The sequence below is a fragment of the [Phormidium] sp. LEGE 05292 genome (assembly GCF_015207735.1).
Lineage (GTDB): Bacteria > Cyanobacteriota > Cyanobacteriia > Cyanobacteriales > Aerosakkonemataceae > Floridanema.
Map to the genome: position 1 here is coordinate 1 of NZ_JADEWG010000223.1, position 7,672 is coordinate 7,672.

At 38.4% G+C, this 7,672-nt stretch carries 7 protein-coding genes and 2 pseudogenes; 4 read left to right on the plus strand and 5 right to left on the minus strand.

Annotation, left to right across the window (positions count from 1 at the left end; translation table 11 throughout):
* Positions 1-102: 102 nt before the first annotated feature.
* Positions 103-756 carry a hypothetical protein gene (locus tag IQ264_RS30280; protein WP_193986046.1) on the minus strand — a complete coding sequence of 218 codons (654 nt, stop codon included), beginning with the start codon at positions 754-756 and terminating at the stop codon, positions 103-105.
* Between the two features lie 228 nt (positions 757-984).
* The gene (locus IQ264_RS30285) at positions 985-1,665 is read right to left on the minus strand and encodes a tyrosine-type recombinase/integrase (protein WP_193986048.1); all 681 of its coding nucleotides are present in this window, start codon (positions 1,663-1,665) and stop codon (positions 985-987) included.
* Positions 1,666-1,831: 166 nt separating this feature from the next.
* Between IQ264_RS30285 and IQ264_RS30290 the strand changes: the two are divergent.
* Positions 1,832-2,984: pseudogene (locus IQ264_RS30290) on the plus strand (IS4 family transposase).
* A gap of 247 nt (positions 2,985-3,231) precedes the next feature.
* Here IQ264_RS30290 and IQ264_RS30295 read toward each other — a convergent pair.
* The gene (locus IQ264_RS30295; RefSeq protein WP_193986051.1) at positions 3,232-3,819 is read right to left on the minus strand and encodes a hypothetical protein; all 588 of its coding nucleotides are present in this window, start codon (positions 3,817-3,819) and stop codon (positions 3,232-3,234) included.
* A 238-nt stretch (positions 3,820-4,057) separates the two neighbouring features.
* Here IQ264_RS30295 and IQ264_RS30300 point away from each other — a divergent pair, with 238 nt between their 5' ends.
* The 3 genes from IQ264_RS30300 (at position 4,058) to gvpC (ending at position 6,310) form a co-directional block, all read left to right on the plus strand.
* A complete protein-coding gene (locus IQ264_RS30300) occupies positions 4,058-4,474 on the plus strand; it encodes a hypothetical protein (RefSeq protein ID WP_193986053.1) in 417 nt (138 codons plus the stop codon).
* A gap of 889 nt (positions 4,475-5,363) precedes the next feature.
* On the plus strand, positions 5,364-5,579 hold the full coding sequence (gene gvpA / locus IQ264_RS30305) for a gas vesicle structural protein GvpA (protein ID WP_193980327.1): 216 nt from the start codon (positions 5,364-5,366) through the stop codon (positions 5,577-5,579).
* Positions 5,580-5,800: 221 nt separating this feature from the next.
* Positions 5,801-6,310 (plus strand): gas vesicle protein GvpC, encoded by a 510-nt coding sequence (gene gvpC / locus IQ264_RS30310; RefSeq protein ID WP_193986055.1) that lies wholly within the window; start codon positions 5,801-5,803, stop codon positions 6,308-6,310.
* A gap of 556 nt (positions 6,311-6,866) precedes the next feature.
* Here the strand turns inward: gvpC and IQ264_RS30315 are convergent.
* On the minus strand, positions 6,867-7,115 hold the full coding sequence (locus IQ264_RS30315; RefSeq protein ID WP_228061933.1) for a fertility inhibition FinO-like protein: 249 nt from the start codon (positions 7,113-7,115) through the stop codon (positions 6,867-6,869).
* Between the two features lie 240 nt (positions 7,116-7,355).
* Positions 7,356-7,532, minus strand: a pseudogene (locus tag IQ264_RS30320) (transposase family protein); the annotation flags it as partial.
* Between the last annotated feature and the right edge of the window lie 140 nt (positions 7,533-7,672).

The following is a 7,672-nucleotide window of genomic DNA, read 5'->3' on the forward strand; positions in this document are numbered from 1 at the left end:
TTAATAATAGAATTAAGCTCATTATTCGACAAAGCTATGGCTTTAAAAGCTTTGAATCTTTGCGAGAAAAGCTGTTAGCTTGTTTATTTAAATAAGATTTACTTATCCCCACAGGTACGGGAGAGCCGCCTCGATTTGCTCTTTCACAAAGTTTTTCCCAACTGGGTTATCAAAAATCTTTTGAAGTTGGTCGATAGTTGGTTTATGTTCTTCTTGCTTACTCTCAGGAATATTCAGTTGTTTCTTGGTGGAAGCTCCCACCAAAACTTGTGGTGACACATCTGTTAACTTCTGCATCACACTTTCTTTGGTAATAGCTGGTTTTTCTGTAAAAGACGGTGGTAAGTATGGTGTACTGACACCCATGTTCTTGGCTTTGATTGCTTCATCAGCAATTCGATCGCATTTCCGCAGAAATCCTTCCCACAAGTCTTTGGCTGTCAATGGATTCCGCAATTCTTCTCCAGCTTTGGCTGTTGCAGTTTCGAGCGGCTCACCTTTGGCAATCCAATACTGCACTCGTTCCTCTTTAAAGTTTGGATAAGGGATGCCCGGTTCGATTTCCCATTCCTGGGCTTGGTACAAAATTTCTACACAAGAAGAAATGTCGGAATTTTTGTCAATTCCACAAGATGCTGCTATTTCAATGCAGTTGCATTGAATCCATTTGACTATTAAAGCTGGTTGCTGTGGCAGTTTTGGGAGAAAAGATTCTTGTGCTGCTTTGATGACTTGGTTTTTCTCCTCAATACTCATCTGGTTCCAAAAATTTAAATTTTTCTCTCTCTCGGTTGCTTCTGAGAAAGTCTGATCAAAGTCTTTATTAGGGGTAAAGCCGAGATACGCGCAAAATAGGACACGACGTAAAGAAATGTAACAATCGCTGAAGTCACGAATACTCAGTCACCGAAAGCAGAGTAGTAGTACTACTCTACTTACCCATCAAAAATTCAACAAAAAAGTATATTTTTTTGTATATTGCCATTAGAGCAATTTATTTTCAGAATTAGTCAAAATATTTAAAGCCTTATGTGCAACTTCTTCAGCCCGAAGAGAAGTTACCTTTTGATATCGCAATGTAGTCTGAATATTCTCATGACCCATCAAAGCACGTAACTCCTCAAGTGCCATCAATCCCACCCTTTCGGTCGCAAAAGTATGTCGCAAGTCGTGGAGGCGAACGCCTTTAAGAATGTGGCTTTGAGCAATTAACTTACGGAAACATTGATGAGCTTGGCGATAAGACAAACGAGACACTTCCCCAGTCAAAGAGTGTTGCGCCGTAAACAATGCAGGTACACCAATTGCTCGTTCATATTTGATATATTCTTCCATGTGTAGCAACCGAACAATAGCGTGCATACGAGTATCATTTGCCACTACCTCATACAACACCGCCAGTTGCTCCTCGCTCAAGTAGCGAACCACTTGGTCTGTATCATGCTCTTCTTTACCTGGGTCAGGCTTACGCCGCCTGATTCCTGCAATTGGATTCACCGTCAAATAGCCTTGCTCCACCGCAAAATTAAACAGAGCTTGGATAATAGCCTGATGACGGTGATGAGTTGTAATTGACAGATGTGCCAAGCTTTCCAAATACTCAGACAACAACTGACGACTAATAATTTCTATTGACCATCCACCATACTGAGCCAACAGCGGCATCAATTTTTTTGCTAGTAATTAGTCGATTAAATCAGGAGTACATTGAGCGGTTGGACCTGACGGGGTGACAACAATCGGCAAACCCCTTACTGCGTGCGGGGTTTACCGATTGTTGTCAAAAAAAAAGAGGTCTGCTATTCTCAAGAAGACCTAATTAATGAAAAAAATGAATTTCTTACCATTATTTTACACGCAGCACTTAAAAACTCAACTAAAAAGAGCGGAGTTTTTAATTTTATTGATATTAGTTGTTATCTTGCAACAGCATCGAAAAGTAAAATTGGAAGAATTGGCTAGTCAATTTCCCCAAAAAATTCTTTTTGAAAGCCGCCGGAAGAAGTTACAGAGATTTCTCTCGTTACCACACCTAACAATTGAAAGAATTTGGTGGCCGTTATTCACCTACTGGTTAACCAATAATTTGGCGCCGAACGAAGTGTTATACATTGCAATTGACCGCACACAATGGGGAGTAATTAATTTAATAGTTGTCAGTTTAATTTATGACAAAAGAGCAATTCCCATCTATTTTGAACTTCTGCCGAATTTAGACAATACAAATGCTGACAAGCAGGTAGAAGTACTTTTTCAAGTTCTGCCAATGTTTAAGTAATTATAAGAAAGTGATTTTAGGAGATAGGGAATTTTGTTTTGTTGACCTAGCCAAATGGTTGAAAAGCCAAGCCCAGACTTACTTTTGCCTACGCCTAAAACGAAACGAATACATTGAAATTGCCCCAGAACTTTGGTGGCAATTACAAAAATTAGGTGTGGCTCCAGGGATTTCAATTTACTTAGAGGGAGTTAAATTAACCAAAAGTAAAGGTTTTGACCAAGCCAATATTGCCGCTAAATGGAAACGCAGCTATCGCGGCAATTCCACAGAAGAAGCTTGGTTTATTTTGACCAATTTCGCAGATTTGAAACAAGTTTTATCGGCTTATCAAAGACGATTTGGAATCGAAGAAATGTTTAGAGATTACAAAAGCGGTGGCTACAATTTAGAGTCAACTGGTGTCTCTGGCGACCGCTTAATTGCCTTAATTATATTGATTACTCTAGCCTACACCAGTTCGATTATGTCAGGAGAAAAAATCAAAAATAAGGGTGTAGTTAAATATGTCGGTCGCGTTAAGGAAAAACGTCGGACTCAGCGCCGTCATAGCAGCTTTTATATTGGTATACACGGCTATACTTGGGTGGAATCTTTGACTTTGTTAAATGAACAAACTATTCAATTGATGTCATTAAGTCCACATAAACGCCCTTATTATCAGCGAGGTCGAAGAGCCTCCATGCTTATCCGGTCTACTTTTTAGCCATAGTTGTCACCCCGTCAGGTATTTTACTGTAAAAGCCTGATTTTCGCTGACACAACTAAGCGCCATAAATTCATAAAACTTGGAGTTTTTTACAAGTCAAGTACAACGTTAGATTTTTTGGCTCTCTCAATTCCCAAACAAAGCATCTTATTAGTCACCGTTCCCTTACCCAAAATTTGACCTGACTTTTCTTGATATAAACGTGCTGCAAAAACACCAACTGCTTGTTCGAGGTGGGAAAGGTTTAAAGATAAAAATGCTTGTGAAGCCAGACAGACAAGGCATTTGTTATACAAGCATCTCCTATAACAAAAATTTGGGGGAAATAGCCGGAGGGTAAGCTAGCTGTCATTGCCATCCTTCGATTGTTTTTATCCCACTCACGAGGATGGCTACTATTAAGTATCATGCGACAAACGGTCATATTCTTGGAGACATCTTCAGCTAATTCTGCTAGAAAAGTTGGATCGTCTCCCAAAAATTCAGAAAGTTCTTTATATTCAAGCTCATCAATGTCCTCTTGCGAAGGGTCTCTGATGAAATACAAAGCTTTTAATAAAGAAATGCCAGATTCATAGTGAGACTGTAGTAAATAAGCAGGTACACTGAACGTTAGATCTAAAAAATCATACTTGGCCAGCATCCCCTTCATCAATTGAGGTTCTGTTAATAACCGACATCCTTCGGGAACAATATCGCCAAGTGCATGGCGAATATTATCTTCAACAGTATCTACACTATGAATCATAACTTGTCGCCCAAACAGCTCTGATAGAGACAGATACTTCAACTCTCTTGCAAGTTTTTTAATGAGCCAAGTTGCTTTAGTCATTGCAGATTTTAACCAACATTCTGCCAAAGGCTTTCATTAATCTCTCTATGTTATTAGTTTTCCTACCTGCCGATTGGAGCGATATTTATACACATATAGAAAAAAATTGCTTTTGATAGTTGTCAATTATAGCTGGTGTCTGCGGCGATAAAATCACCCTTTTGTGTACCAAAACAAATTAGGAATCTTTCTGCTTGAGCGGGAAGAATACTGTAATAAAACAATCAAACCTTCAACCATGTTTAATTTTAAGTCTTTCCATTATGCTTTGTTAGGTACTTGCTTGGTACTGGCTACATCAGTAGGTATTCCTCAAGCCAGCAGTGCCAAAGAAAGCACCAATGCCAAACAGCAATCTAACAATTCTAACTCATCGATTCAAAGTACTTGCAGTCGCCGAGGTTATCGAGTTACTAACTATTTTGAAACCGCTAGTTATAGAATTTATATTTGTAAAAATCGGCAAGGTAAAGACTTTTATAACGGGATAAGTAAACGCAGTGGAAACGCCATTATTCTACCTCTTATTTCGGAAGAAGGGACGGGAATGGTAGCGACCAACGGACAATATGAATACATCATTACTGGTGCTTCTCTTACCATTTCCAGGAATAATCGAGTCATTCAAGAGGAGCGAGTGATTAGGTCTAACTAATTTTAAGTTATAGACTATTTTCATTGCTTTAGCCGCTCACAGACCAAATAATTAGGTACGAACTATTGGATTAGTTCGTACCTAATTATTCTCGACGAATTCAAGCGAATACCTTTAAGAAACGTAACATCTGGCACCGACTTTAAAAGTTTCTAGCCCACCATCCATTGTAATTTTTGTCAACCTCTGTGACAGGACTATCGCTGTAAGTACTGAGAGATATTTCTGACAAAACTTCCGTGAAAAGCCTGATACCGGATGACGAAGGATTCTAATTCAAATATAAACAAAATGTGTTTTCAAGTGACTATGCGCTGCTATCAACTGCCAATATTAGTAGAAAAAATCAGCTTCAATCAACCGCCAATCTCAGTCAGAGATAGTAAAAAATGAAAAAACAGAGATGGACTCCAGAAAGTCTCGACTAAGAATCATCCGGTTTTTTTTCAAATGCTCAATTTCCTTGAGAATAGGAGGCTTATTTTTTGAGGATATTTAGTTTTTTACTAATCATTAAAGATTTAGTTTACTAATTTAAATAGGTAGGCGTGTGGTTCATCAATCATTTAGATGTGGTTGGGTTATTCGCCCAAATTCTCGTAAAAATAGCCATTCCAGATTAATTTATCAATGTCAAGTAGATAAGCAATGTATCAATAAGTACGTAAGAAAAATTTACTTCATATCACTAATAGTACGGTAAAAATAAAAATTTGTAACAGAAATACTAGCACGATTACAGTGGTTTGGTTTACATTTGTTATTGATAAAAAACGCTCTAACCTCTTTACAAGCCCAAAGAAAATTGATAAATTCATATTGTCGGAATCCCAGGCCAACGCCTCTCACCGATAACAACAAAAACAACAATGAGTAAAGGTATAAAACAATGGCTGTTGAAAAAACCAATTCTTCTTCTAGCTTAGCCGAAGTTATCGATCGCATTTTAGATAAAGGTATTGTTATTGACGCATGGGCGCGTGTATCGCTGGTAGGTATTGAATTGTTAGCGATCGAAGCTCGTGTGGTAATTGCTTCTGTGGAAACTTATTTGAAGTATGCTGAAGCTGTTGGTTTAACTCAATCAGCTGCAATGCCTGCATAAGAATATAGATAATTCTACAATCAACCGATTGGGAATTTAGGACATTTAAATGCTGAAATTTACTTCTGCTTTTTAAAGTTTTCCTCAATTCGGAAAGTGCCGTGTCATACGAGCGAGGAACAAGAAAAAGCAGAAGTTTCATTTAACTACTTTTGCTCTCAATCAATGCAGGAGTAAGAGTGGTTTATTCACGGATACTTAATTTTATTGAGGATCACCTCATGACCGCCTTAATGGAAAGAATCCGGCAGGAGCATAGTTCGATAGCTTTTGAAGTATCTCAACTATTCAAAGAAACGCAAATCTTTCTGTCGGATATCACAGTAGAAAGACACAAGCAAGCGAAAAAGCTTGCCGAAGAACTGTCTAAATTTCATCAGAATTTAGAACAAGAAAATCGCGACTTTTTAGCAGCAACCGAACAACAACGGATAGAGCAAGCGAAAAAGCAAGCCGAAGAACTGTTGAAATTTTACCAAAATTTACAACAAGAAAACCGCGAGTTTTTAACAGCAACCGAACAACAACGGATAGAGCAAGCCAAAAAACAAGCCGAAGAACTGTTGAAATTTTACCAGGATTTACAACAAGAAAATCGCGACTTTTTAACAGTTACCCATGAACGACGGATGACTAATGCTCAGGAGCAAAACCAACAGCTATGTCAATTCCGTCGGGATCTGTTTATTAGTATTTTTGGAACGGAGAGCTCTAGACGTTCCGCAAAATAGCCAACTACGGCTTCATCTTGAGCTAAAAAATAGAATCCCCCAGTCAAAAGAGCTGTATTTGCTCTTTCGACTGGGGGATAAATCATTAAAAACAACAAATGAGTTCTAGGTTTTTAACTGTGACATTCTCTGCGGCTGCTGAGTACCTAAAACTCAGAAAAGCAACAGAGTTCCCGACCTCACGGGTATGGGCTTCCTGCTGATTAGGGCTATATACTTATCCAACCCTCACAGGCAGATGCGATTAGTCTCACCGCCATTTAAAGTTGTCAAAAAATCTTGGAGTTAAGTAGGTAGGCCGGAAAAATTATTGTCTTCGACAAGGCAGAAGGGAGGAGAGTTTCCGCCAAATTTACTTTCCGTTACAAACTTCTGTTAATTTGCGCTTTCCTACTTAGGAATCATATAACTATTTCTAGACAATAGCATAATATTTGATAATTTGCCAACGGCTTCTCTGCTGTAATATTTACTCAGGAGATGGTGAAGCAACTGGTTCTTTAGGTGCTTTCGGCTTACGTTCAAAAACTTGAATATTTGGCTCGTTCAACACAAATCAATTGTCGGTTAGTTCGCCCAATTTCCCAGCGATCGCTGCTACCCACATGGGATAATTCGCTTGTGCTTCTTCTAGTTTCTTAAATACTTTTGGTTTAACTGTAATACTAGCAATTCGCCCATCACAATCAACCTCAAACTTTTTCCAACCGTTTTCCGCTGTTTCTACATTGGTGGGAAAGTCATTAATTTTGATGGTAAGTTCCAATTTACCTGCGACTGCCATAGTTGTTTCTCCTTCGCCCATAAAATTTTCTCGAAATCGTTAGGAAAAAATTTCCCAAAAGTGTAAAAATGCACTCATTAGTATATTAGACATCTCCAAAAACTGCTAAAGCCTCTCTAATATTGGTTTTTGACTGCCTGCTCTCTAAAGGGCAGGCAGTCAAAAACCAACGGTTATATCAGGCTTTGACCGGGGTGCAGTCAAAATAGGGTAGATTTCTTAGGCAACTTATTTCATATTTACCCACAATCTTTAGAGATTTTAGCTAGTTAAAACTATTGCTCCTATCCGCCATCTGATTAATCCGCATACTGTCAAAATCACTCGCTGATATTTTGAGGATTTCAACCGGAATCTTTCGGCAGCTATCCGAAAAGTTTTCACTAGTCTAATCAGATGTTCTACCACTACTCTTTTCCGTGCTTTTTTCTGATTTTCTTGTTTTTGTTCAAGAGAATCAAAGGATAGTTAGGCTGAGCAATGCTCAGCCTAACTATCCTTTAGTTTATTGATAATTTTTCTTATTTATCTGCGAAATTTTTCCCCATACTTAAACTGTGCTCCAACCGTCAAAATGT